Source organism: Roseateles sp. Mitsp63, from assembly GCF_059491535.1.
The window spans coordinates 3,023,977-3,046,027 of sequence record NZ_CP168509.1; the positions used below are offsets into that span (position 1 = coordinate 3,023,977).

The following is a 22,051-nucleotide window of genomic DNA, read 5'->3' on the forward strand; positions in this document are numbered from 1 at the left end:
GTTGCGCTATACTGCGCGGCTGTCCTGGCGGGTCATCCGCTGGGACGATCAGCACGGCACGGGTCGGTTTCACCTGTGACCGCAAGTCCAACCTCGGAAACCGTCTGCGCACTCGATGCCTTCCTGGGCCATGCCGGCGGACCTTCCGAATACATCCGGAACAAGGATCGCAACATGTCCAGCTTCGACCAGAACAAGGCCGAGATCGTCAAGGCCAACGCCCGCAGCGCCAACGACACCGGCTCCCCCGAGGTGCAAGTCGCCCTGCTGACGGCCCGCATCAACGAGCTGACCCCCCACTTCAAGCTGCACGCCAAGGACCACCACGGCCGCCGCGGCCTGCTGAAGATGGTCAACCAGCGCAAGAGCCTGCTGGCCTACCTGAAGAACAAGGACGCCGACCGCTACACCGCCCTGATCCAGAAGCTGGGTCTGCGCAAGTAATCGGCGCATGAAAGCAAAGAGCCTGATTGGTCTGATTCCAACAGGCTCTTTGTCGTTTCTGAACGCCGCCGGCGGGACGTCCCGCCAGCGGCGGATCCACCGGTGGATCCGCCGGTGAACTGAACAGACGGAGTCGGGCTGACGTGGCGCTGCTGTGTCATTCCAATGCGCTTGCCGGCAGGGCCGGGCAAGCAGGCGCTCTGGAATGGCATCCCGCCAAACCCAGCTTCACTCCCGGTTCCGCGCCGCACCGCGAGCGGCGCATCCATGAACTGAGGAGAACTCGAATGAGCATGTTCAACAAGGTCACGAAGACCTTCCAATGGGGCCAGCATCAGGTCGTGATGGAGACCGGCGAGATCGCCCGTCAATCCACCGGCGCCGTGCTCGTGAACATCGAGGACACCGTGGTGCTGGCGACCGTCGTCGCCAAGTCCTCTCCCAAGGCCGGCCAGGACTTCTTCCCGCTGACCGTCGACTACATCGAGAAGACCTACGCCGCCGGCAAGATCCCCGGCAGCTTCTTCAAGCGTGAAGGCCGTCCGAGCGAGCTCGAGACCCTGACCTCGCGCCTGATCGACCGCCCGATCCGCCCGCTGTTCCCGGAAGGCTTCTTCAACGAAGTCCAGGTCGTCATCCACACCGTCTCGCTGAACCCGGAAGTCCAGGCCGACATCGCCGCGATGATCGCGACGAGCGCCGCGCTGTCGATCTCGGGCATCCCGTTCAACGGCCCGATCGGCGCCGCGCGCGTGGGCTATGTCAACGGCGAGTACGTGCTGAACCCGGGCAAGACCCAGCTGATCGACTCGAAGCTGGACCTGGTGGTCGCCGGCACCGAAGCCGCCGTGCTGATGGTCGAGTCCGAAGCCGACCAGCTGAGCGAAGACATCATGCTGGGCGCCGTCACCTACGGCCACGACCAGGGCAAGATCGCGATCGCCGCGATCAACGAGCTGGTCCGCGAAGCCGGCAAGCCGTCCTGGAACTGGACCGCGCCGGCCAAGGATGAAGCCTTCATCGCCAAGGTCACCGCGCTGGCCGAGGACGAACTGCGCGCCGCCTACCAGATCCGCTCGAAGCAGGCCCGCACCGAGGCCTGCCGCACCGCCTACGCCAAGGTCAAGGACGCCCTGACCGCCGAAGGCGTCGCCTTCGACGGCGTGGAAGTCGACGGCCTGCTGTTCGAGATCGAAGCCCGCATCGTGCGCGGCCAGATCCTGGCCGGCGAGCCGCGCATCGACGGCCGCGACACCCGCACCGTCCGCGCCATCGAGATCCGCAACAGCGTGCTGCCGCGCGCCCACGGCTCGGCGCTGTTCACCCGCGGCGAGACGCAGGCGCTGGTCGCCGCGACGCTGGGCACCGACCGCGACGCGCAGGTCATCGACGCGCTGGCCGGCGAGTACTCCGAGCGCTTCATGCTGCACTACAACATGCCCCCGTTCGCCACCGGCGAAACGGGCCGCGTGGGCAGCCCCAAGCGCCGCGAGATCGGCCACGGCCGCCTGGCCAAGCGCGCGCTGGTCGCGGTGCTGCCGACCAAGGAAGACTTCCCGTACTCGATCCGCGTGGTCTCGGAGATCACCGAATCGAACGGCTCCTCGTCGATGGCCTCGGTCTGCGGCGGCTGCCTGTCGCTGCTGGACGCCGGCGTGCCGCTGAAGGCGCACGTCGCCGGCATCGCCATGGGCCTGATCAAGGATGCCAACCGCTTCGCCGTGCTGACCGACATCCTGGGCGATGAGGATCATCTGGGCGACATGGACTTCAAGGTGGCCGGCACGACCGCGGGCATCACCGCGCTGCAGATGGACATCAAGATTCAGGGCATCACCAAGGAGATCATGCAGGTCGCCCTGGCGCAGGCCAAGGAAGCGCGTCTGCACATCCTGGAGAAGATGGTCGGCGCGATGGGCTCGGCCAATGCCGAGATCTCGCAGTTCGCGCCCCGCCTGTACACGATGAAGATCAATCCGGAGAAGATCCGCGACGTGATCGGCAAGGGCGGCGCCACCATCCGCGCGCTGACCGAGGAAACCGGCACGCAGATCGACATCGCCGAGGACGGCACCATCACCATCGCCTCGACCGATGGCGACAAGGCCGAACTGGCCAAGAAGCGCATCGAGCAGATCACCGCCGAAGCGGAGATCGGCAAGGTCTACGAAGGCCCGGTCACCAAGATCCTGGACTTCGGCGCGCTGATCAACATCCTGCCGGGCAAGGATGGTCTGCTGCACATCAGCCAGATCGCGCACCAGCGCGTCGAGAAGGTCACCGACTTCCTGAGCGAAGGCCAGATCGTCAAGGTCAAGGTGCTCGAGACCGACGAGAAGGGCCGCATCAAGCTGTCGATGAAGGCGCTGCTGGACCGCGACGCGGCCCCGGCCGCTCCTTACCACGGCGAAGGCTCGGCCGAGTAATCGGCCCGATCGCACCGCGCGTCACGTCATGAAGGCGATCGCCATCACCCAGCCCGGCGGACCGGAGGTCCTGCAACTGGTCGACCGCGCCGAGCCCGTCGCCGGGGTTGGCGAATGCCTGATCCGCGTGCAGGCCTACGGCATCAACCGGCCGGACGTCCTGCAGCGCAAGGGCGCGTATCCGCCGCCGGCGGGTGCCAGCGATCTGCCGGGCCTGGAAGTCGCGGGGACCATCGAGTCCGGCGATGCCCAGGCGCTGGCCGCCGCCGGTCTGAAGACCGGCGACGCGGTCTGCGCGCTGGTCGCGGGCGGCGGGTATGCCGAGCGATGCGTGGCGCCGGTGGTCCAGTGCCTGCCGGTCCCGGCGGGCTGGAGCATGGCCGAGGCCGCCAGCCTGCCGGAGACCTTCTTCACCGTCTGGAGCAATGTCTTCGAGCGCGCCCGCCTGCAGCCCGGTGAAAGCCTGCTGGTGCACGGTGGCAGCAGCGGCATCGGCGTGACGGCGATCCAGATCGCGAAGGCGCTGGGCTCGAAGGTGCTGGTCACCGTCGGCAGCGCGGACAAGGCCAGGGCCTGCCTGGCGCTGGGCGCCGACGTCGCGATCAACTATCGCGAGCAGGACTTCGTCGAAGAGGCGAAGGCCGCGACCGAGGGGCGTGGCGTCGACGTGATCCTGGACATGGTGGCGGGTGGCTATGTCGCCCGCAACGTGCAATGCCTGGCCGACGACGGACGTGCCGTGATCATCGCGGTGCAGGGTGGCGTGAAGGCCGAGTTCGACGCGGGTCAGGTCCTGCGCCGCCGGCTGACGATCACGGGATCCACGCTGCGCCCGCGTCCGGTCGAGTTCAAGGCTGGCATCGCCCGCGCGCTGCGCGAGCGGGTGTGGCCGCTGCTCGAGTCGCGGGCCATCGCTCCCGTGATCTATCGCCAATTGCCCGCGTCGGATGCCGCCGCGGCGCATGCGCTGATGGAATCGGGTGAGCATGTCGGCAAGATCGTGCTGACGTGGTGAGCCTCGGGCTTCGCCACAAGGATTTTCGGTTTCAAGGGAGTTGATCTGATGCGCAAGAAACTGGTGGTCGGCAACTGGAAGATGCATGGCAACCGTGCAGCCAACGCCGTGCTGCTGGCGGGCCTGAAGGAAGCTGGCCCGTGGAATGCCCAGGTCGCCGTGTGCGTTCCGTTCCCGTACATCACGGAGACGGCGCTCGCGCTGACCGGCACGCAGGTCGCGTACGGCGCGCAGGATTGCTCGGCGCACGAGCAGGGCGCGTTCACCGGCGAGGTGTCCTCGGCGATGCTGGCGGACATCGGTTGCCGCTATGCGATCGTCGGCCACTCGGAGCGCCGCGCGTACCACGCCGAGAGCGACCAGCTGGTTGCCGACAAGGCCAAGGCGGCGCTGGCGCATGGCGTCACGCCGATCGTCTGCGTCGGCGAGACGCTGGCCGAGCGCGAGTCCGGCCGCACCGAAGAGGTCGTCAAGCGCCAGCTGGCCGCGGTGATCCACACGCTGACGCACTGCATCGGCGAGATCGTGGTGGCCTATGAGCCGGTGTGGGCGATCGGCACCGGCCTGACGGCCACGCCGGAGCAGGCGCAGCAGGTGCATGCCTTGCTCCGCCAGCAGCTGCGCGCGGCCACGCAGAAGGCTGATCAGATGCAGATCCTGTACGGCGGCAGCGTCAAGCCCGACAACGCCGTCCAACTGTTTGCGCAGCCTGACATCGATGGCGGCCTCATCGGAGGCGCCGCGCTGAAGGCCGCTGATTTCGCGGCGATCTGCCGCGCTGCCGGCTGAAGCCCGGCGTTCAAGGTTCCTGGAGAAAAAAGCAATGCAAGTGATGATGAATCTGGTGCTGGTGCTGCAGCTGCTCGCGGCCCTGACGATGATCGGCCTGGTGCTGGTGCAGCACGGCAAGGGCGCGGACATGGGTGCCTCGTTCGGCAGCGGCGCCTCGGGCTCGCTGTTCGGCGCGACCGGCAGTGCCAACTTCCTGTCGCGCTCGACCGCGGTCGCGGCGACGATCTTCTTCGTGTCGACGCTGGCGCTGGCCTACATGGGCAGCCATCGCGACGGCGGCTTCAACGCCGGTCCGTCGGCGGGCGAGCAACTGCTGGAGCGCGCCGCTCAGCCGGCATCCGCCGCCGCGCTGCCGGGCGCCTCGATCGCTCCTCAGGCCGCGCCGTCGGCCGCGGCTTCCGCGGCGTCCAACTGACAGACGTGGGCGGCAAGCGCAAGCGCCTGAATAAAATTGCCTTGGTTTCCTTTCGGACCCCAGAAAGCTGTATAGAATTCGAGGCTGTCTGAAACGCGAGCCGTCAAGACAAGGTCACTGAAGGGTGACAACAAGCCGACGTGGTGAAATTGGTAGACACGCTATCTTGAGGGGGTAGTGGCGAAAGCTGTGCGAGTTCGAGTCTCGCCGTCGGCACCAAAATAAATCGGCCTGCCATGGTCTTCGCGATCTAGCCGGAAAGCCGGATCGAGAGTGATCAAGCGGGTCGAGGGACTCAGGAAATCTCCACGCAATACATGTGTGCGATTCTCCGGAGGACAAGGCGGGCGCGGTCCGTGAGCGATTGGATAATCGCTGGCGGCGCGCCCGTTGCTTTTGCCGAATCGTTGGTCGGCCTCAGGTCCGCCAATCATCGGTGACACGTCGGGAATTGGTTTTGCCGCGCCCAGTCGGCATATTTCGAATCCCGGCATCAAAACGAGAGCAAGCCGTGAGCCTGGAACAATACCTGCCCGTCATCCTTTTCATCCTGGTCGGTTGCGGAGTGGGTATCGCCCCGCAAGTGCTGGGCTTCCTGGCCGGCCCGCGTCGCCCTGACGCGGCGAAGAACAGCCCCTACGAGTGCGGCTTCGAGGCCTTCGAGGACGCGCGCATGAAGTTCGACGTGCGCTACTACCTCGTCGCCATCCTCTTCATCCTCTTCGATCTGGAAATCGCCTTCCTGTTCCCGTGGGCCGTCTCGCTGCGCGAGATCGGTGCGCCGGGCTTCTGGGCGATGATGATCTTCCTGGGCATCCTGGTCGTGGGCTTCGCCTACGAGTGGAAGAAGGGCGCGCTCGACTGGGAGTGAGCGCCCGGTGGCGGACTCCCGGCCCCGGGGCCGGAGCCGTGAATGCATCAGGACACGGCGCCCGTTTCGGGCGCGTGTCCGTTAGGGAAGGGCGAGTCGTCAAGAGGGCGTCAAGTGATGTCCGCAGATCGAAACCCTTCTCCGCTGATCTCGAAAGATTGGAAATTCGATATGGGTAACGAAGGCGTTTTGAAGGAAGGCTTCATGACCACCCAGCTGGACAAGCTGGTGAACTGGTCCAAGACCGGCTCGTTGTGGCCGATGACCTTCGGTCTCGCCTGCTGCGCGGTGGAGATGATGCACGCGGGCGCCGCGCGCTACGACATCGACCGCTTCGGCATGCTGTTCCGTCCGAGCCCGCGCCAGTCCGACCTGATGATCGTGGCCGGCACGCTGTGCAACAAGATGGCGCCGGCCCTGCGCAAGGTCTACGACCAGATGGCCGAGCCGCGCTGGGTGCTGTCGATGGGCAGCTGCGCGAACGGCGGCGGCTACTACCACTACAGCTATTCGGTGGTGCGGGGCTGTGACCGCATCGTCCCGGTCGACGTCTATGTCCCGGGCTGTCCGCCGACCGCCGAGGCGCTGCTCTACGGCATCCTGCAGCTGCAGGCCAAGATCCGTCGCGAGAACACCATCGCTCGCTGAGCAGAAGCAGGCTGACTCCCATGACCATGAAACTCGACACCCTGCAGGCGGCGTTGCATGCCGTGCTGGGCGACCAGATCGTCGCGTTCAAGCGCGAGCTGGGCGAAATCACCATCACCGTCGCGGCCAAGGACTACTTCAACGTCGCCAAGCTGCTGCGCGATCACTCGGAGCTGCGCTTCGAGCAGCTGATCGACCTGTGCGGCGTGGACTACTCGGCCTACAAGGACGGCGCCTACGACGGCGCGCGCTTCGCGGTCGTCTCGCACCTGCTGTCGATCAACAAGAACTGGCGCCTGCGCGTCAAGGTCTTCGCGCCGGACGACGACTTCCCGTCGGTGGCCGCGGTCACGCCGATCTGGAATGCCGCCAACTGGTTCGAGCGCGAGGCGTTCGACCTGTACGGGATCATCTTCGAAGGGCATGAGGACCTGCGCCGCATCCTGACCGACTACGGTTTCATCGGCCACCCGATGCGCAAGGACTTCCCGGTGACGGGCCATGTCGAGATGCGCTACGACCCCGAGCAGAAGCGCGTGATCTACCAGCCGGTCACGATCGAGCCGCGCGAGATCACCCCGCGCGTGATCCGCGAAGACAACTACGGGGGCCTGTGAGCATGCCAGCCGAAATCAAGAACTACACCCTGAACTTCGGTCCCCAGCATCCGGCCGCGCACGGGGTGCTGCGCCTGGTGCTCGAGCTGGACGGCGAAGTGATCCAGCGCGCCGACCCGCACATCGGCCTGCTGCACCGCGCCACCGAGAAGCTGGCCGAGTCCAAGACCTTCATCCAGTCGCTGCCCTACATGGACCGCCTCGACTACGTGTCGATGATGGCCAACGAGCATGCCTACTGCCTGGCCATCGAGAAGATGCTGGGCCTGGAGGTCCCCGAGCGCGCGCAGTACATCCGCGTGATGTTCTCGGAACTCACCCGCATCCTGAACCACCTGCTCTGGCTGGGCGCGCACGGCATCGACTGCGGCGCGATGAACATCCTCATCTACTGCTTCCGCGAGCGTGAGGACATCTTCGACATGTACGAGGCGGTCTCGGGCGCGCGCATGCACGCGGCCTACTTCCGTCCGGGCGGCGTGTACCGCGACCTGCCGGACGCGATGCCGCAGTACAAGGTCAGCAAGATCAAGAACCAGAAGGCGATCGACAAGCTCAACGAGAACCGCCAGGGCTCGCTGCTCGATTTCATCGAGGACTTCTGCAATCGCTTCCCGGCCAACGTCGACGACTACGAGACGCTGCTGACCGACAACCGCATCTGGAAGCAGCGCACGGTGGGCATCGGCGTCGTGACGCCGGAGCGCGCGCTGAATCTGGGCCTGACCGGCCCGATGCTGCGCGGCTCGGGCATCGCCTGGGACACCCGCAAGACCCAGCCCTACGACGTGTACGGCCGCATGGACTTCGACATCCCGGTCGGCACCAACGGCGACACCTACGACCGCTACTGCGTGCGGGTCGAGGAGATGCGCCAGTCCAACCGCATCGTGCAGCAGTGCGTGAAGTGGCTCAAGGCCAATCCGGGTCCGGTCATCACCGACAACCACAAGGTGGCGCCGCCCTCGCGCGTGGCGATGAAGACCAGCATGGAAGAGCTGATCCACCACTTCAAGCTGTTCACCGAAGGCTTCCGCGTCCCCGAGGGCGAGGCCTACGCCTCGGTCGAGCATCCGAAGGGCGAGTTCGGCATCTACATCGTCAGCGACGGCGCCAACAAGCCGTACCGGCTGAAGATCCGCGCGCCGGGCTATTCGCACCTGGCCGCGCTGGACGAGATGGCCCGTGGCCACATGATTGCCGACGCCGTGGCCGTGATCGGCACGATGGACATCGTGTTCGGTGAAATTGACCGTTGAGTGGTGAAGCGATGAGCAGCACTGAATTTGTCTTGAGCGAGGCCACCGCGGCCCGCTTCGCGCGCGAGGTCGCCAAGTACCCGGCGGATCAGGCGCAATCGGCCGTGATGGCCTGCCTGTCCATCGTCCAGCAGGAGCAGGGCTACGTGTCCCGCGAGGCCGAGGACGCGATCGCCGACTACCTGGGCATGCCGGCGATCGCCGTCTACGAGGTCACGACCTTCTACAACATGTACAACCAGCGCAAGCTGGGCCGGTTCAAGCTGAACGTCTGCACCAACCTGCCGTGCCAGCTGCGCGACGGCCAGAAGGCGCTGGACCACCTGTGCGCGAAGCTGGGCGTCGAGGCCGGCGGCACCACCGCCGACGGCGTCTTCACCGTGCAGCAGAGCGAGTGCCTGGGCGCCTGCGCCGACTCGCCGGTGATGCTGGTCAACGACCGCCAGATGCTGAGCTTCATGAGCGCCGAGCGGCTGGACGAGCTGGTGGACGCGCTCAGAGCGCACCATGGCCAGCAGTCGGCAGCCAACCAGAACTGAGGGACCAGGACGATGACGAACATCGATCTCTCGAAGTGGCAGGCCACCGGCAAGGAAACCTGCTTCCACGACCGCAACATCACCCCGCAGATCTATGCGGGCCTTGATGGCAGCAACTGGTCGCTGAAGGACTATGAAGCGCGCGGCGGCTACCAGGCGCTGCGCAAGATCCTGGCCCAGGGCGAAGGACAGGGCATGACCGCCGACCAGGTCATCGCCGAAGTGAAGGCCTCGGGCCTGCGCGGCCGCGGCGGCGCCGGCTTCCCGACCGGCCTGAAGTGGAGCTTCATGCCGCGCCAATTCCCGGGCGCGAAGTACCTCGTCTGCAACAGCGACGAAGGCGAGCCGGGCACCTGCAAGGACCGCGACATCCTCATGTACAACCCGCACATCGTCATCGAAGGGATGGCGATCGCGGCGTATGCCATGGGCATCAAGGTCGGCTACAACTACATCCACGGCGAGATCTTCGAGGTCTACGAGCGCTTCGAGGCGGCCCTGGAAGAGGCCCGCGCGGCCGGCCTGCTGGGCGACAACATCCTGGGCAGCGGCTTCAGCTTCCAGCTGCATGCGCACCACGGTTTCGGCGCCTACATCTGCGGCGAGGAAACCGCGCTGCTGGAATCGCTGGAAGGCAAGAAGGGCCAGCCGCGCTTCAAGCCGCCGTTCCCGGCCTCGTTCGGCCTGTACGGCAAGCCCACCACGATCAACAACACCGAGACCTTCGCCGCGGTGCCCTGGATCATCCGCAACGGCGGCCAGGCCTACCTGGAAGTCGGCAAGCCCAACAACGGCGGCACCAAGATCTTCTCGATCTCCGGCGACGTCGAGCGTCCGGGCAACTACGAGATCCCGCTGGGCACCCCGTTCGAGAAGCTGCTCGAGCTCGCCGGCGGCATGCGCGGCGGCCGCAAGCTCAAGGCGGTGATCCCGGGCGGCTCGTCGGCGCCGGTGCTGCCGGCCGACATCATGATGCAGTGCACGATGGACTATGACTCCATCGCCAAGGCCGGCTCGATGCTGGGCTCGGGCGCCGTCATCGTGATGGACGAGACCCGCTGCATGGTGACGAGCCTGCTGCGCCTGTCCTACTTCTACGCGCACGAGTCCTGCGGCCAGTGCACCCCCTGCCGCGAGGGCACGGGCTGGATGCACCGCGTGATCGAGCGCATCGCCCACGGCAAGGGCCGCGTCGAGGACATCGACCTGCTGAACTCCGTGGCCGACAACATCCAGGGCCGCACCATCTGCGCGCTGGGCGATGCCGCGGCGATGCCGGTGCGCGCGATGCTCAAGCACTTCAAGGGCGAGTTCATCGCGATGATCGAGCAGGCCCAGCAGAACAAGGCGCCCGCCGCGTCGTCCCCGTCCGCCACGGCGAAGTCGCCGGCGCATGCCTGATCGGAGCCGCTGAGAAGAACTATGGTTGAAATCGAACTCGACGGCCAGAAGGTCGAAGTGCCCGAAGGCAGCATGGTGATGCATGCCGCCGAGAAGGCCGGGACGTATATCCCGCACTTCTGCTACCACAAGAAGCTGAGCATCGCGGCCAACTGCCGCATGTGCCTGGTCGACGTGGAGAAGGCGCCCAAGCCGCTGCCCGCCTGCGCCACGCCGGTGACGCAGGGCATGATCGTCCGCACCAAGAGCGAGAAAGCCATCAAGGCCCAGCAGGGCGTGATGGAGTTCCTGCTGATCAATCACCCGCTGGACTGCCCGATCTGCGACCAGGGCGGCGAATGCCAGCTGCAGGATCTGGCCGTCGGTTACGGCGCGAGCTCCTCGCGCTACACCGAAGAGAAGCGCGTGGTGTTCCACAAGAACGTCGGCCCGCTGATCTCGATGGAGGAGATGAGCCGCTGCATCCACTGCACGCGCTGCGTCCGCTTCGGCCAGGAGATCTCCGGCGTGATGGAGCTGGGCATGGCGCACCGCGGCGAGCACAGCGAGATCCAGACCTTCGTCGGCCGCACCGTGGACTCGGAGCTGTCGGGCAACATGATCGACATCTGCCCGGTCGGCGCGCTGACCAGCAAGCCCTTCCGCTACAGCGCCCGCACCTGGGAGCTGTCGCGCCGCAAGAGCGTCAGCCCGCACGATTCGACCGGCGCCAACCTGATCGTCCAGGTCAAGAACAACGAAGTGCTGCGCGTCGTCCCGCTGGAGAACGAGGCCGTCAACGAGTGCTGGATCGCCGACCGCGACCGCTTCTCGTATGAGGCGCTGAACAGCGACGAACGCCTGACGACGCCGATGCTGAAGCAGGGCGGCGAGTGGAAGCCGGTGGACTGGACCACGGCGCTCGAGTACGTCGCCAACGGCCTGAAGCAGATCAAGACCGAGAAGGGCGGCGCGTCCATCGCGGCGCTGGGCTCGGAGCACAGCACCGTCGAGGAACTGCACCTGCTGGCGCAGCTCGTGCGCGGCCTGGGCAGCGAGAACATCGACACGCGCCTGCGCGTCGTCGATCCGGCGCTGCGCGCCGGCGAGGGCAAGGCCTTCTGGCTGGGCACCTCGATCGCGTCGTTGTCGGCGCTGGATCGCGCCTTCGTCGTGGGCTCGTCGCTGCGCAAGGACCATCCGCTGTTCGCGCAGCGCCTGCGCCAGGCGGCCCGCCGCGGCGCGCAGGTCGTCGCACTGGGCGGCTCGGTCGAGGACTGGAAGATGACGGTCGCCTCGACCCTCGTCGCCGCGCCGTCGGCCTGGGCGAACGAGCTGGCCAACGTCGCCGCCGCGATCGCCGCGGCCAAGGGCGTGAGCGCCCCGGCACAGACGGCCCAGGGCCAGGCCACCGACGCCGCCAAGGCGATCGCCGACGCGCTGCTGTCGGGCGAGCGCAAGGCGGTGCTGCTGGGCAACGCCGCCGTGCAACACCCGCAGGCCGCGATGCTGCTGTCGCTGGCGAACTGGATCGGCGAGCAGACCGGCGCCACCGTCGGCGTGCTGTCGGCCGCGGCGAACACCGTCGGCGCCCAACTGGTCAAGGCCCAGCCGGGGCAGGGCGGCCGTTCGGCGGCCCAACTGCTGAACGACCAGCCCGCCAAGGCGCTGCTGCTGCTGAACACCGACCCGGTGCTGGATGGCCCCAACGCCGCCGCCGCCGCCAAGGCCGTCAACGCGGCCGAGATGGTCGTCGTGCTGAGCCCGTTCAAGACCGGCCCGGTGGTCGAGTTCGCCGACGTGCTGCTGCCGACGGCGCCGTTCACCGAGACCTCGGGCAGCTTCGTCAACGCCGAAGGCCGCCTGCAGAGCTTCGTCGGTGTGGCCAAGGCCCGCGGCGAGACCCGTCCGGGCTGGAAGATCCTGCGCGTGCTGGGCAACCTGCTGGGCCTGCAGGGCTTCGAGTTCGACAGCTCCGAGCAGGTGCGTGCCGCGGCGCTGGGCGCCTCGCTGGACCTGGGCAACCACCTGGGCAACCAGCTGGACAGCGCCGTGACGGCGCCATTCGCCGCCAGCGCGCCGGCGCAGGGCCTGGAGCGCCTGACGACGGTGCCGATCTACGCGACGGACGCGCTGGTGCGCCGCGCCACCTCGCTGCAGCTGACGCGCGACGGCCGTGACGCGGCCATCGCCTCGCTGCCACAGGCGCTGTGGACCAGCCTCGGCCTGACCGAGAAGGGGGCGCAGGTGCGCGTGTCGCAGGACGGTGGCGAAGCCGTGCTGGCCGCGCAGCTGGACGCGTCGCTGCCCGCGAACGTGGTGCGCATCCCCGCCGGCGTCCCCGAGACCGCCGCGCTGGGCGCCCTGACCGGCGCGATCGCCGTGACGAAGGCCTGAGGACGAGACGACGATGGAAAACTTCTACAACGCCGGCGCCTCGGCGCTGGGCATGCTGTGGCCGGTGATCTGGAGCCTGCTCAAGATCATCGCCGTGCTGCTGCCGCTGCTGGGCTGCGTCGCCTACCTGACGCTGTGGGAACGCAAGGCCATCGGCTGGTCGCAGATCCGTCCGGGTCCGAACCGCGTCGGTCCGATGGGTCTGCTGACCCCGATCGCCGACGCCGTGAAGCTGATCTTCAAGGAGATCATCGTCCCGAGCGCCGCGAACAAGAGCCTGTTCTTCCTCGGCCCGATCATGACGATCATGCCGGCGCTGGCCGCCTGGGCGGTCGTGCCTTTCGGCCCGGGCGCCGCGATCGCCGACGTCAACGCCGGCCTGCTGTTCCTGATGGCCATCACCTCGCTGGAGGTCTACGGCGTCATCATCGCGGGCTGGGCGTCGAACTCGAAGTACGCCTTCCTGGGCGCGCTGCGGGCCTCGGCCCAGATGGTGTCCTACGAGATCGCGATGGGCTTCTGCCTGGTCGTGGTGCTGATGGTCACCGGCTCGATGAACGTCAGCGCCATCGTGATGAGCCAGGAGAAGGGCCTGTTCGCGTCGCACGGCGTGAACCTGCTGTCCTGGAACTGGCTGCCGCTGCTGCCGATCTTCCTGGTGTACTTCATCTCCGGCCTGGCCGAGACCAACCGCCATCCGTTCGACGTCGTCGAAGGCGAGTCGGAGATCGTCGCCGGCCACATGATCGAGTACTCCGGCATGTCGTTCGCGATGTTCTTCCTGGCCGAGTACGCCAACATGATCCTGGTGTCGGCGCTGGCGGTGCTGATGTTCCTGGGCGGCTGGTCGGCGCCGGTCTCGTGGTCGCTGCTGGGCATGGAGACGCCGCACTTCTTCCAGCAGACGATGGCCTTCTGGAACTGGTTCTGGCTGTTCGCCAAGACCTTCTTCGTCGTGACCTGCTTCCTGTGGGTGCGCGCGACCTTCCCGCGCTATCGCTACGACCAGATCATGCGTCTGGGCTGGAAGATCTTCATTCCGGTCACCCTGGTGTGGCTCGTCGTGGTGGGTCTGTGGATCCAGTCGCCGTTCAACATCTGGAAGTAATCCGAGGTATCTGCTGTGATCAAGGACCTAGTCAAGAGCTTCATGCTCACCGAGCTGCTGAAGGGCATGGCCCTGACGGGCCGGCATTTCCTCTCGAAGAACATCACGGTGCAGTTCCCGGAAGAGAAGACCCCGCTGTCTCCTCGCTTCCGCGGCCTGCACGCGCTGCGCCGGTATGAGAACGGCGAGGAGCGCTGCATCGCCTGCAAGCTGTGCGAGGCCGTGTGCCCCGCGATGGCGATCACGATCGAGTCCGACGTGCGCGCCGACGGCTCGCGCCGCACCACGCGCTACGACATCGACCTGACCAAGTGCATCTTCTGCGGCTTCTGCGAGGAGAGCTGCCCGGTCGATTCGATCGTCGAGACCGAGATCTTCGAGTACCACGGCGAAAAGCGGGGCGACCTGTACTTCACCAAGGACATGCTCCTGGCGGTCGGCGACCGCTACGAGAAGCAGATTGCCGCTAGCAAGGAGGCCGACGCCAAGTACCGCTGACCGGCCCGGCGGTCCCTCTGCCGGCTCGCTCGCGCGAGCGGGGAGGGGACCGCGGCCGGCGGCCTGCTTGCAGGAACCCGCATGGATATCACTACCGCGCTGTTCTACGTTTTCTCGGCCGTGCTGCTGGGCTCCGCGTTCCGTGTCATCACGGCGAAGAGCACCGTGCACTCGGCCCTGTTCCTGATCCTCGCGTTCTTCAACGCCTCCTGTCTGTGGATGCTGCTGAAGGCCGAGTTCCTGGCCATCACGTTGGTGCTGGTCTACATCGGCGCCGTCATGGTGCTGTTCCTGTTCGTGGTGATGATGCTGGACTTCGAGTCCACCGCCGTCCGCGAGAGCGTCTGGAAGCACCTGCCGATCGCGAGCCTGGTGGGCGCGGTGATCGCGCTGGAGATCGCGGCCGTGCTGATGGGCGGCTTCCGCGGCGTCGAGAACGCCCCGGAGATCGCGGGCATGGCGCAGCTGGGCAACACCAAGCTGCTGGGCGTCGAGATCTACACCAATTACCTGTTCCCGGTGCAGATCGCGGCGGTGCTGCTGCTGGTGGGCATCATCGCGGCGATCGCGCTGACGCTGCGCGGCCGCAAGGACTCGCGCCACCAGGATCCGTCGCAGCAGGTCAAGGTCCGCAAGGCCGACCGCCTGCGCATCGTGAAGGTCGCGGCGACCGTCGAGGCGCCCAGCGCGGCGCCTGTCCCGGCTGACAAGAACGAAGGAGCCGCGTGATGACCGCGCTGAGCCTGAACCACTTCCTGATCCTGGGCGCGTTCCTGTTCGCGCTGTCGGTGATCGGCATCTTCCTGAACCGCAAGAACCTGATCGTGCTGCTGATGGCCATCGAGCTGATGCTGCTGGCGGTCAACATGAACTTCGTGGCGTTCTCGCACTACCTGGGCGACATGGCCGGCCAGGTGTTCGTGTTCTTCATCCTCACGGTGGCGGCCGCCGAGTCGGCGATCGGCCTGGCGATCCTGGTGGTGCTGTTCCGCAACCGCAGCAGCATCGACGTGGAAGAGCTGGACGCCCTGAAGGGCTGACGAGCGTCAGGAAGAGAGAAAAACAATGTCTGCAACACTCTCCCAGAACATGCTGCTGGCGGTGCCGCTGGCCCCGCTGGCGGGCGCCATCGTGGCGGGCCTGTTCGGCAAGCAGGTGGGGCGCCGCGGCGCCCACACCGTGACCATCCTCGGCGTGCTGGTCGCGTTCATCCTGTCGGTGATGACCCTGAGCGCGGTGCTGGACGGCGCGCGCTTCAACCAGACCGTCTACGAGTGGATGGCGCTGGGCGGCCTGAAGATGGAAGTCGGCTTCATGATCGACGGCCTGTCCGCGATGATGATGTGCGTGGTGACCTTCGTCTCGCTGATGGTGCACATCTACACCATCGGCTACATGGAGGAAGACCCCGGCTACCAGCGCTTCTTCAGCTACATCTCGTTGTTCACCTTCAGCATGCTGATGCTGGTGATGGCCAACAACATGCTGCAGCTGTTCTTCGGCTGGGAAGCGGTGGGCCTGGTGTCCTACCTGCTGATCGGCTTCTGGTACACGAAGCCGACGGCGATCTTCGCCAACATGAAGGCCTTCCTGGTGAACCGGGTCGGCGACTTCGGCTTCATCCTGGGCATCGGCCTGCTGGTGGCCTACGGCGGCTCGCTGAACTACACCGAGACCTTCGGCAAGGCCGGCGAGCTGGCCCGGATCGGCTTCCCCGGCACCGACTGGATGATGCTGACGGTGGCCTGCATCTGCCTGTTCATCGGCGCGATGGGCAAGTCGGCGCAGTTCCCGCTGCACGTGTGGCTGCCGGACTCGATGGAAGGCCCGACCCCGATTTCGGCGCTGATCCACGCGGCGACGATGGTGACGGCCGGCATCTTCATGGTGTCGCGCTTCAGCCCGCTGTTCGAGCTGTCCGACACGGCGCTGAACTTCGTCATGGTGATCGGCGCGATCACGGCGCTGTTCATGGGCTTCCTGGGCATCATCCAGAACGACATCAAGCGCGTGGTCGCGTACTCCACGCTGTCGCAGCTGGGCTACATGACGGTGGCGCTGGGCGCCTCGGCCTACTCGGTCGCGGTCTTCCACCTGATGACGCACGCGTTCTTCAAGGCGCTGCTGTTCCTGGGCGCGGGCTCGGTGATCATCGGCATGCACCATGACCAGGACATCCGCAACATGGGCGGCCTGCGCAAGTACATGCCCATCACCTGGATCACCTCGCTGCTGGGGTCGCTGGCGCTGATCGGCACGCCGTTCTTCTCGGGCTTCTACTCGAAGGACTCGATCATCGAGGCGGTGCACGCCTCGCACCTGCCGGGCGCGGGCTTCGCGTACTTCGCGGTGATGGCCGGCGTGTTCGTGACGGCGTTCTACAGCTTCCGGATGTACTTCCTGGTCTTCCACGGCAAGGAGCACTTCCATCACAAGCCCTTCCCGGGCGAGCACGACCATCACGACGACCACGGCCATGGCCACGACCACGCGCCGCACGAGTCGCCGTGGGTGGTGACGGTGCCGCTGATCCTGCTGGCGATCCCGTCGGTGGTCATCGGCTACTTCACGATCCAGCCGATGCTGCACGGCGAGTTCTTCAAGGACGCGATCGTCGTCAACCACGAGCTGCATCACGCGATGCACGAACTGGGCGAGGAATTCCACGGCGCCTTCGCGATGGCGCTGCACAGCCTGCAGTCGCCGGTGCTGTGGCTGGCGGTGGCCGGCGTGGTGGCGGCCTACGTGTTCTACCTGGTCAACCCGGCCATCCCGGCCTGGTTCGCGCGGACCTTCCGTCCGGTCGTGACCCTGCTCGAGAACAAGTACTACATGGACTGGTTCAACGAGAACGTGCTGGCCCGCGCGGCGCGCGCGATCGGCACCGGCCTGTGGAAGGCCGGCGACCAGGGCGTCATCGACGGGGTCCTGATCAACGGCTCGGCGCGCACGGTGGGCGGCATCGCCGGCCTGGTGCGCCTGATCCAGACCGGCCACCTGTACTGGTACGCGCTGGTCATGATCCTGGGTGTCGTGGGTCTGATGACCTGGCAGCTGTGGCCTTCCATGTGGCCCCAATTCAAGGCCCTGCTGGGTCTGTGACGCGGGCGGAGAATAAGAATGTTGCTGAGTCTCTCCATCTGGCTGCCCATCCTGTGCGGCAGCCTGCTGCTCGCGCTCGGACGCGACAACAACGCCGGCGCGGTGCGCTGGATGGCGTTGGTCGCCTCGATCGCCTCGTTCCTGGTGACGCTGCCGCTGATCTCGGGCTTCGACACCTCGACCGCGGCGATGCAGTTCGTCGAGAACGCGTCCTGGATCGAGCGCTTCAACATCCACTACCACCTGGGCGTGGATGGCATCTCGATGTGGTTCGTGCCGCTGACGGCCTTCATCTCGATCATCGTGGTGATCGCGGCCTGGGAAGTGATCGAGACGCGGGTGCACCAGTACATGGGCGCCTTCCTCATCCTGTCGGGCCTGATGATCGGCGTGTTCTGCGCGCTCGACGGCATGCTGTTCTACGTGTTCTTCGAGGCCACGCTGATCCCGATGTACATCATCATCGGCGTCTGGGGCGGACCGCGCCGGGTGTACGCGGCCTTCAAGTTCTTCCTGTACACGCTGGCGGGCTCGCTGCTGATGCTGATCGCGCTGCTGTACCTGTACAGCCAGTCGGGCAGCTTCGAGATCCTGGACTGGCACAAGCTGCCGCTGGCGATGCCGGCGCAGACGCTGCTGTTCTTCGCCTTCTTCGCGGCCTTCGCGGTGAAGGTGCCGATGTGGCCGGTGCACACGTGGTTGCCGGACGCGCACGTGGAGGCGCCGACCGGCGGCTCGGTGGTGCTGGCGGCCATCATGCTGAAGCTGGGCGCCTACGGCTTCCTGCGCTTCTCGCTGCCGATCGCGCCTGACGCGGCCCGTCACTACGACTGGTTCATCATCGGCCTGTCGCTGACCGCGGTGATCTACATCGGCCTGGTGGCGATGGTCCAGCGCGACATGAAGAAGCTGGTGGCCTACTCGTCGGTCGCGCACATGGGCTTCGTGACGCTGGGCTTCTTCATCTTCAACGAGCTGGGCGTCTCGGGCGGCCTGGTGCAGATGATCTCGCACGGCTTCGTGTCGGGCGCGATGTTCCTGTGCATCGGCGTGCTGTACGACCGCGTGCATTCGCGCGAGATCGCCGACTACGGCGGCGTCGTCAACACGATGCCCAAGTTCGCGGCGCTGGCGGTGTTCTTCGGCATGGCCAACTGCGGCCTGCCGGCGACGGCCGGTTTCGTGGGCGAGTGGATGGTGATCATCGGCTCGGTGGCGCACAACTTCTGGATCGGCCTGCTGGCGGCCACGGCGCTGATCTTCGGCGCGGCCTACACGCTGTGGATGATCAAGCGCGTGTACTTCGGCGCGGTCACCAACGACAACGTCCGCAACCTGACCGACATCAACGGCCGCGAGTTCCTGATGCTGGGCGTGCTGGCGGCGGCGACCCTGTACATGGGCGTCTACCCGAAGCCGTTCACCGACGTGATGCACCAGTCCGTCGACGCGCTGCTCAAGCACGTCGCGGTCTCCAAGCTCCAATAAGGACCCAACACAATGAACGACATGAACTGGGTCGCGGTCTATCCCGAAATCCTGTTGCTGGCGTTGGCCTGCGTGGTCGCGCTGGTGGACCTGTTCGTCACCGACCCGCGCCGCACGCCGACCTTCTGGCTGACGCAGCTGTCGCTGGCGGTGGTGGGCGCGATGCACTTCGCCGCCATGGGCCAGCCCTCGTCGGAAGCGATGCAGGGCATGCTGGTGGTCGATCCGCTGAGCCATCTGCTGAGCGGCGTGAGCGCGATCGCGCTGATCGTCACGCTGGTCTACGCGCGTCCGTACGCCGAGTCCCGCGACATCCTCAAGGGCGAGCTGTTCACGCTGAGCCTGCTGTCGCTGCTGGGCGTGAACGTGATGGTGGCGTCCAACAACTTCCTGTCGATCTACCTCGGCCTGGAGTTGATGAGCCTGTCGCTGTACGCGCTGACCGCGCTGCGCCGCGATCACTCGGTCTCGACCGAGGCCGCGATGAAGTACTTCGTGCTGGGTGCGCTCGCGTCGGGCTTCCTGCTGTACGGCCTGTCGATGATGTACGGCGCGACCGGCTCGCTGTCGATCCCGCGCGTCTTCGAGGTGATCTCCACCGGCACGCTGAACAAGGGCGTGCTGGTGCTGGGCGTGGTCTTCGTCGTCGCCGGCCTGGGCTTCAAGCTGGGCGCCGCCCCGTTCCACATGTGGGTGCCGGACGTCTACCAGGGCGCGCCGACCGCCGCCACGCTGCTGATCGGCGCCGCGCCCAAGCTGGCCGCGTTCGGCATCACGCTGCGCCTGCTGGTCGAAGGCATGCTGCCGCTGGCCGCCGACTGGCAGCAGATGATGCTGGTGATGGCCGTGGCCTCGCTGGTGGTGGGCAACCTGGCGGCGATCGCGCAGACCAACCTGAAGCGCATGCTGGCCTACTCGACCATCTCGCAGATGGGCTTCGTGGTGCTGGGCCTGGCCTCGGGCGTGGTGAACAACCAGCCGGACGCGCACGCGCTGAACGCCTACAGCTCGGCGATGTTCTACGCGATCACCTACGTGCTGACGACGCTGGGCAGCTTCGGCCTGATCATGCTGCTGGCGCGCCAGGGCTTCGAGTCCGAGCAGATCAGCGACCTGTCCGGCCTGTTCAAGCGCAGCCCCTGGTATGCGCTGGTGATGGCGATCTACATGTTCTCGCTGACCGGCATCCCGCCGACGGTGGGCTTCTACGGCAAGCTGGCCGTGCTGCAGGCGATGGTCACGACCGGCCAGTCGCTCTATCTCTGGCTGGCGGTGATCGCGGTGATCCTGTCGCTGATCGGCGCGTTCTACTACCTGCGCGTCGTGAAGGTCATGTTCTTCGACGAGCCGGCGGATCACAGCCCGCTGAGCGCGCCGGCCGACGCCCGCGTCGTGATGTCGCTGAACGGCATCGCGGTGCTGGTCTTCGGTCTGCTGCCGGGCGGCCTGCTGGCGCTGTGCAGCCAGGCCGTGACCCGCGCGCTGGCGCACTGAGCGCCAGCCGCTCGCAACGGATCGCTGATGGAGCAGGGCGCTTCGGTCTGGGTGGTGCTGGTGGTCGCGCTGGTCGCGGCCAACCTGCCGTACCTGAGTTCCCGCATCCTGCTCGTCGGCCCGCGGCGCGAGCCCAAGGCCGCCGGCTGGCGGCTGCTGGAACTGTTCCTGCTGGCGCTGATCACGCTGGCCGTCGGCTTCGGACTGGAGTCGCGGCTCGGGCAGCGCGCGCCGCAGGGCTGGCAGTTCTACGCGGCGGCGCTGGCGCTGTTCGTCACGCTGGGCTTCCCGGGATTCGTGTGGCGCTACCTGCGCCGGTCGCGCTCGAAAGTGCGGGAGTTCGATGACGAAGAAGCTGCCTGAGGCCAACCGGCCCGACGTGGAAGGCGTGATCGGCATCGCGCCGGCGGCCGATGCCGACGCGCATCTGCGCGAGACCCCGCTGTCCTCCGACTGGATCCTGCGCGGCAACTTCCTTCACGTGAAGCGCGACCGCATCGCGCTGCCCAATGGCCGGGAGGCCACGCGCGAATACATCCGCCACCCCGGCGCCGTGGTCGTGGTGCCGCTGCTGGACGACGGCCGCGTGCTGCTCGAGCGGCAGTACCGCTATCCGATGGGCCGCGTGGTGATGGAGTTCCCGGCGGGCAAGCTGGATCCGGACGAATCGCCGCTGCGCTGCGGCATGCGCGAGCTGCTCGAGGAGACCGGCTACACCGCGCGCGAATGGGCCTACGCGGGCGTGATGCACAACGCGATCGCCTATTCGGACGAGCGCATCGAGATCTTCTTCGCGCGCGGCCTGACCGGCGGCGAGCGGCAGCTGGACGACGAGGAGTTCCTCGACCTGCTGCCGGTGGCCGAGGACGAGCTCGACCGCATGGCCTGCGACGGCCGCGTCACCGATGCCAAGACGCTGACCTGCCTGCTGTGGCTGCAGCGCTGGCGCGCCGGCGCCTGGCCGCTGGACTGGATGCCGGCGGACGAGGCGGCGCGGCGCTAGCATCGACGCATCATGCTGGTCCTGAATCTGGCGTGCGACGCCGGCCATGCGTTCGAAGGCTGGTTCGCCTCCTCCACCGACTTTGAATCGCAGCAGCAGCGGCAGCTGCTGAGTTGCCCGCTGTGCAACAGCGTGGACGTGCGCAAGATGCCGAGCGCGCCGCGCCTGAACCTGTCCTCCGCGCCCGAGCCCTCGTCGGCCCCCTCGGCAACGCCGGCCGCGCCGGTGCCGGCCCGGACGCCCGAGGGCGTGCCGGCGATGGCGGTGGAGTTGCAGAAGCAGGTGATGAAGGCGGTGCGCACGATGATCGCCAACACCGAGGACGTCGGCGACCGCTTCGCCAACGAGGCGCGCCGCATCCATTACGGCGAGACCGAGCAGCGCGGCATCCGCGGCCGCGCCACGCCGCAGGAGGCGCGTGAGCTTGCCGACGAAGGCATCGACATCGTCGCACTGCCGGTGCCGGACGCGCTGAAAGACCCGCTGCAGTAACCCTCTGACGCGCGTTCGAGTTGCGTCCGCGCTGCCGATGGGTGTCGAATCGGCCTCGTTTCA

At 66.7% G+C, this 22,051-nt stretch carries 22 protein-coding genes and 1 tRNA gene; all 23 read left to right on the forward strand.

The window, feature by feature from the left end:
• The first annotated feature begins 174 nt into the window (after positions 1-174).
• The 23 genes from rpsO to ACEN96_RS13505 all read left to right on the forward strand — a co-directional run bounded on the left by rpsO (position 175) and on the right by ACEN96_RS13505 (position 21,988).
• On the forward strand, positions 175-444 hold the full coding sequence (rpsO, locus tag ACEN96_RS13395; RefSeq protein ID WP_343637517.1) for a 30S ribosomal protein S15: 270 nt from the start codon (positions 175-177) through the stop codon (positions 442-444).
• A 287-nt stretch (positions 445-731) separates the two neighbouring features.
• Positions 732-2,870 (forward strand): polyribonucleotide nucleotidyltransferase, encoded by a 2,139-nt coding sequence (pnp, locus tag ACEN96_RS13400; protein WP_495588489.1) that lies wholly within the window; start codon positions 732-734, stop codon positions 2,868-2,870.
• 28 nt (positions 2,871-2,898) lie between these two features.
• The gene (locus tag ACEN96_RS13405) at positions 2,899-3,885 is read left to right on the forward strand and encodes an NAD(P)H-quinone oxidoreductase (protein WP_495588490.1); all 987 of its coding nucleotides are present in this window, start codon (positions 2,899-2,901) and stop codon (positions 3,883-3,885) included.
• Between the two features lie 48 nt (positions 3,886-3,933).
• Positions 3,934-4,674: a triose-phosphate isomerase gene (tpiA, locus tag ACEN96_RS13410; protein WP_495588491.1), complete on the forward strand. Its 741-nt coding sequence runs from the start codon at positions 3,934-3,936 to the stop codon at positions 4,672-4,674.
• A 34-nt stretch (positions 4,675-4,708) separates the two neighbouring features.
• A complete protein-coding gene (gene secG / locus ACEN96_RS13415) occupies positions 4,709-5,092 on the forward strand; it encodes a preprotein translocase subunit SecG (RefSeq protein ID WP_495588492.1) in 384 nt (127 codons plus the stop codon).
• Between the two features lie 134 nt (positions 5,093-5,226).
• Positions 5,227-5,311, forward strand: a tRNA-Leu gene (locus tag ACEN96_RS13420).
• A gap of 292 nt (positions 5,312-5,603) precedes the next feature.
• On the forward strand, positions 5,604-5,963 hold the full coding sequence (locus ACEN96_RS13425) for an NADH-quinone oxidoreductase subunit A (protein ID WP_343637507.1): 360 nt from the start codon (positions 5,604-5,606) through the stop codon (positions 5,961-5,963).
• Positions 5,964-6,134: 171 nt separating this feature from the next.
• Positions 6,135-6,611 carry a NuoB/complex I 20 kDa subunit family protein gene (locus tag ACEN96_RS13430; protein WP_067067101.1) on the forward strand — a complete coding sequence of 159 codons (477 nt, stop codon included), beginning with the start codon at positions 6,135-6,137 and terminating at the stop codon, positions 6,609-6,611.
• A gap of 20 nt (positions 6,612-6,631) precedes the next feature.
• The gene (locus tag ACEN96_RS13435) at positions 6,632-7,228 is read left to right on the forward strand and encodes an NADH-quinone oxidoreductase subunit C (RefSeq protein ID WP_495588493.1); all 597 of its coding nucleotides are present in this window, start codon (positions 6,632-6,634) and stop codon (positions 7,226-7,228) included.
• A 2-nt stretch (positions 7,229-7,230) separates the two neighbouring features.
• Positions 7,231-8,487 (forward strand): NADH-quinone oxidoreductase subunit D, encoded by a 1,257-nt coding sequence (locus tag ACEN96_RS13440; RefSeq protein ID WP_495588494.1) that lies wholly within the window; start codon positions 7,231-7,233, stop codon positions 8,485-8,487.
• Positions 8,488-8,498: 11 nt separating this feature from the next.
• Positions 8,499-9,026 (forward strand): NADH-quinone oxidoreductase subunit NuoE family protein, encoded by a 528-nt coding sequence (locus ACEN96_RS13445; protein ID WP_495588495.1) that lies wholly within the window; start codon positions 8,499-8,501, stop codon positions 9,024-9,026.
• A gap of 12 nt (positions 9,027-9,038) precedes the next feature.
• The gene (gene nuoF, locus ACEN96_RS13450; protein WP_495588496.1) at positions 9,039-10,427 is read left to right on the forward strand and encodes an NADH-quinone oxidoreductase subunit NuoF; all 1,389 of its coding nucleotides are present in this window, start codon (positions 9,039-9,041) and stop codon (positions 10,425-10,427) included.
• A 21-nt stretch (positions 10,428-10,448) separates the two neighbouring features.
• Entirely contained in the window at positions 10,449-12,803 is a 2,355-nt protein-coding gene (nuoG, locus tag ACEN96_RS13455) for an NADH-quinone oxidoreductase subunit NuoG (RefSeq protein ID WP_495588497.1), read from the forward strand.
• 13 nt (positions 12,804-12,816) lie between these two features.
• Entirely contained in the window at positions 12,817-13,911 is a 1,095-nt protein-coding gene (gene nuoH / locus ACEN96_RS13460; protein ID WP_495588498.1) for an NADH-quinone oxidoreductase subunit NuoH, read from the forward strand.
• Between the two features lie 15 nt (positions 13,912-13,926).
• Positions 13,927-14,409, forward strand: coding sequence for an NADH-quinone oxidoreductase subunit NuoI (gene nuoI / locus ACEN96_RS13465; RefSeq protein WP_343637497.1), 483 nt, complete (start codon positions 13,927-13,929; stop codon positions 14,407-14,409).
• An 81-nt stretch (positions 14,410-14,490) separates the two neighbouring features.
• On the forward strand, positions 14,491-15,138 hold the full coding sequence (locus tag ACEN96_RS13470; RefSeq protein ID WP_495588499.1) for an NADH-quinone oxidoreductase subunit J: 648 nt from the start codon (positions 14,491-14,493) through the stop codon (positions 15,136-15,138).
• Positions 15,138-15,449 carry an NADH-quinone oxidoreductase subunit NuoK gene (gene nuoK / locus ACEN96_RS13475; protein WP_343637493.1) on the forward strand — a complete coding sequence of 104 codons (312 nt, stop codon included), beginning with the start codon at positions 15,138-15,140 and terminating at the stop codon, positions 15,447-15,449. Before ACEN96_RS13470 ends, nuoK begins: the two co-directional genes overlap by 1 nt.
• Before the next feature lie 25 nt (positions 15,450-15,474).
• Positions 15,475-17,511: an NADH-quinone oxidoreductase subunit L gene (nuoL, locus tag ACEN96_RS13480; RefSeq protein WP_495588500.1), complete on the forward strand. Its 2,037-nt coding sequence runs from the start codon at positions 15,475-15,477 to the stop codon at positions 17,509-17,511.
• Between the two features lie 18 nt (positions 17,512-17,529).
• Positions 17,530-18,999, forward strand: coding sequence for an NADH-quinone oxidoreductase subunit M (locus ACEN96_RS13485; RefSeq protein ID WP_495588501.1), 1,470 nt, complete (start codon positions 17,530-17,532; stop codon positions 18,997-18,999).
• A 12-nt stretch (positions 19,000-19,011) separates the two neighbouring features.
• Positions 19,012-20,493 (forward strand): NADH-quinone oxidoreductase subunit NuoN, encoded by a 1,482-nt coding sequence (gene nuoN / locus ACEN96_RS13490; RefSeq protein ID WP_495588502.1) that lies wholly within the window; start codon positions 19,012-19,014, stop codon positions 20,491-20,493.
• Positions 20,494-20,520: 27 nt separating this feature from the next.
• Entirely contained in the window at positions 20,521-20,856 is a 336-nt protein-coding gene (locus ACEN96_RS13495; RefSeq protein WP_495588503.1) for a DUF2818 family protein, read from the forward strand.
• On the forward strand, positions 20,837-21,496 hold the full coding sequence (locus ACEN96_RS13500) for an NUDIX domain-containing protein (RefSeq protein ID WP_495588504.1): 660 nt from the start codon (positions 20,837-20,839) through the stop codon (positions 21,494-21,496). Before ACEN96_RS13495 ends, ACEN96_RS13500 begins: the two co-directional genes overlap by 20 nt.
• Before the next feature lie 12 nt (positions 21,497-21,508).
• Positions 21,509-21,988, forward strand: coding sequence for a DUF1178 family protein (locus tag ACEN96_RS13505; protein WP_495588505.1), 480 nt, complete (start codon positions 21,509-21,511; stop codon positions 21,986-21,988).
• Positions 21,989-22,051 lie beyond the last annotated feature (63 nt).

Excerpts from the sequence above, each read along its gene's own strand:
- rpsO (WP_343637517.1), top strand. The coding sequence starts at position 175 with ATGTCCAGCTTCGACCAGAACAAGGCCGAGATCGTCAAGGCCAACGCC.
- pnp (WP_495588489.1), top strand. The coding sequence starts at position 732 with ATGAGCATGTTCAACAAGGTCACGAAGACCTTCCAATGGGGCCAGCAT.
- ACEN96_RS13405 (WP_495588490.1), top strand. The coding sequence starts at position 2,899 with ATGAAGGCGATCGCCATCACCCAGCCCGGCGGACCGGAGGTCCTGCAA.
- tpiA (WP_495588491.1), top strand. The coding sequence starts at position 3,934 with ATGCGCAAGAAACTGGTGGTCGGCAACTGGAAGATGCATGGCAACCGT.
- secG (WP_495588492.1), top strand. The coding sequence starts at position 4,709 with ATGCAAGTGATGATGAATCTGGTGCTGGTGCTGCAGCTGCTCGCGGCC.
- ACEN96_RS13430 (WP_067067101.1), top strand. The coding sequence starts at position 6,135 with ATGGGTAACGAAGGCGTTTTGAAGGAAGGCTTCATGACCACCCAGCTG.
- ACEN96_RS13435 (WP_495588493.1), top strand. The coding sequence starts at position 6,632 with ATGACCATGAAACTCGACACCCTGCAGGCGGCGTTGCATGCCGTGCTG.
- ACEN96_RS13440 (WP_495588494.1), top strand. The coding sequence starts at position 7,231 with ATGCCAGCCGAAATCAAGAACTACACCCTGAACTTCGGTCCCCAGCAT.
- ACEN96_RS13445 (WP_495588495.1), top strand. The coding sequence starts at position 8,499 with ATGAGCAGCACTGAATTTGTCTTGAGCGAGGCCACCGCGGCCCGCTTC.
- nuoF (WP_495588496.1), top strand. The coding sequence starts at position 9,039 with ATGACGAACATCGATCTCTCGAAGTGGCAGGCCACCGGCAAGGAAACC.
- nuoG (WP_495588497.1), top strand. The coding sequence starts at position 10,449 with ATGGTTGAAATCGAACTCGACGGCCAGAAGGTCGAAGTGCCCGAAGGC.
- nuoH (WP_495588498.1), top strand. The coding sequence starts at position 12,817 with ATGGAAAACTTCTACAACGCCGGCGCCTCGGCGCTGGGCATGCTGTGG.
- ACEN96_RS13470 (WP_495588499.1), top strand. The coding sequence starts at position 14,491 with ATGGATATCACTACCGCGCTGTTCTACGTTTTCTCGGCCGTGCTGCTG.
- nuoK (WP_343637493.1), top strand. The coding sequence starts at position 15,138 with ATGACCGCGCTGAGCCTGAACCACTTCCTGATCCTGGGCGCGTTCCTG.
- nuoL (WP_495588500.1), top strand. The coding sequence starts at position 15,475 with ATGTCTGCAACACTCTCCCAGAACATGCTGCTGGCGGTGCCGCTGGCC.
- ACEN96_RS13485 (WP_495588501.1), top strand. The coding sequence starts at position 17,530 with ATGTTGCTGAGTCTCTCCATCTGGCTGCCCATCCTGTGCGGCAGCCTG.
- nuoN (WP_495588502.1), top strand. The coding sequence starts at position 19,012 with ATGAACGACATGAACTGGGTCGCGGTCTATCCCGAAATCCTGTTGCTG.
- ACEN96_RS13495 (WP_495588503.1), top strand. The coding sequence starts at position 20,521 with ATGGAGCAGGGCGCTTCGGTCTGGGTGGTGCTGGTGGTCGCGCTGGTC.
- ACEN96_RS13500 (WP_495588504.1), top strand. The coding sequence starts at position 20,837 with ATGACGAAGAAGCTGCCTGAGGCCAACCGGCCCGACGTGGAAGGCGTG.
- ACEN96_RS13505 (WP_495588505.1), top strand. The coding sequence starts at position 21,509 with ATGCTGGTCCTGAATCTGGCGTGCGACGCCGGCCATGCGTTCGAAGGC.